We start from the raw sequence: 1,761 nt of genomic DNA on the forward strand, positions 1-1,761 counted from the left end.
ACAACACTCAACAAGATGCTTGAGGACAGCCATCAAGCATCGTTGACTCGCTCAGATGAGACGTTCGTGTGGTCTATGAGTCGGCTCGCATGAAACTCAATTACTTGCAGTAGCAGCACTTAACCTTAGACATCACATATGAGGCCCGACAATCTGACAATCCGGATGCATTGGAGCAGCCTTGCCGTGGCGGACCGGAGATATGACAAAGAGTCACAGTGACAGAATAATGGCATCGATTCTCCTACTACACAAGTAGTATACAAGAAAAACAAAAGCAGCACAAAGGAATTCGATTATGAATCGATAGTCGTACGGGACTCATCCAGTGACTATTGCTCGTCTACAGTCGAAACAGTGGCCGACCCCGATGCGGATTGCAAGTCCTCCGCGCCAGATTCGGGCAGCCGCTAATACAGCCGGACCCAGATTTCGTCTGCCGTGTAGGCATGCCATTTCCGCTGATCGCATAGTATCAGCGCGCCACTGGCAACGACAACGACACAGGCCAGTCCGACCTACTTTCAAATGCTACGCATGACGACATGCCTATCTACTACGTTTATCATGCTGATGCAGATTTGAGCACACTCACCTTAGGTCAAGCACTCAATAAAACTCTGACTGACAACCTCTGACTATTTCGGAGCAGTTCGTGGCTCGACCACGCCTCCAAATATTGACAAACAGTCGAGTGAACCACATCGACATGACGGTGGCCATTGACGACTTGTCACCACTGATCTGGCATGCCAAATTGGGTGACAAGCTCATCGACATGTGGACCGGAACCAACCATCGCGGCTTTCAGCTCAACGATCTGCAACAAGTCGTCTTGCAGTGAACCCTGCGCTGCCATCAGCGATGCTGGCTGCGTCAGCTGACGTCATACGCCAACCGTAAACATAGAAAACGAACTACTACGTGTGATCGCACGGATAAACGGCACTACACTTCCGGCCACCGTACGGCTGACCGGCCATTGACTGCGCGGTCAGATCCCGACCTTCAACGACTGGATCTAGGTACTCTCATTACTGGACAAGAAGATTCGGGAAAAAACGCAGCAGCACCGAAACCAGCGACACATGATGGGTCTAAAGACAGCGTACTGCGCAGAAACCATGGCGATCACCTACGAGAACATGGGATTACTTTTCAGAAAAGGAACTCGCACTGGTTCGACTCGGGCTAACTCTAGAGCGGCCATGCACTTCCACTGACACCAAATTATTAACTAGGTGACGAAATCGCTGATTTTCAGCGGTTAATCGGCCATTATCAATTAGGCGACCGACATCTCCCCCATCGTCGACCATTCCGTCGCCTCGATCGTCTGACTGATGATCTTGGGCGTCGACGTCAACGCCTGCGGCAGTTCGCACATCGCCTGCTTGAAGTGATCGCTATTGACGTGGATGCCGCCTGCATCACCGTCACGGAAAGCTTCCACCAGAACGTACTCTGCCGGATTGTCCAGGCTGCGGGACCAGTCGAACCACAGGTTGCCCGCTTCGGCACGAGTAGCAGCGGTGAACGAAGCGACCAAGTCCGGCCAGCGGTCGCTCCATTCAGGTTTGGTTTCGAACTTGACGACGATGAAGATCATTGTTAGCACCCTTATGTTCGCAACTCCCATTACACCCGCCTACGCAATTATCTTTGCCGGCAGAGCCAGTATACGTGGTTACCAGATCACACCGTTTTTGCTACTTGACTGGGTAGGGGTGTTTTGATGTTGGTCGGCGTGTCTTATGGGGT

Annotated in this window: 2 protein-coding genes; one reads left to right on the top strand and one right to left on the bottom strand. The window is 51.8% G+C overall.

Features of this window, described 5'->3' with window-relative positions; genetic code table 11:
- Window positions 1-655: 655 nt before the first annotated feature.
- Window positions 656-844, top strand: a complete 189-nt coding sequence (locus MUBE_RS20640; RefSeq protein WP_133297136.1) for a hypothetical protein — start codon at window positions 656-658, stop codon at window positions 842-844.
- Window positions 845-1,285: 441 nt separating this feature from the next.
- On the opposite strand, the gene MUBE_RS14350 is transcribed toward MUBE_RS20640, so the two are convergent.
- A complete protein-coding gene (locus MUBE_RS14350) occupies window positions 1,286-1,609 on the bottom strand; it encodes a putative quinol monooxygenase (protein ID WP_116541053.1) in 324 nt (107 codons plus the stop codon).
- Between the last annotated feature and the right edge of the window lie 152 nt (window positions 1,610-1,761).

Origin of the sequence: Mycobacterium uberis (assembly GCF_003408705.1) — a bacterium.
Lineage (GTDB): Bacteria > Actinomycetota > Actinomycetes > Mycobacteriales > Mycobacteriaceae > Mycobacterium > Mycobacterium uberis.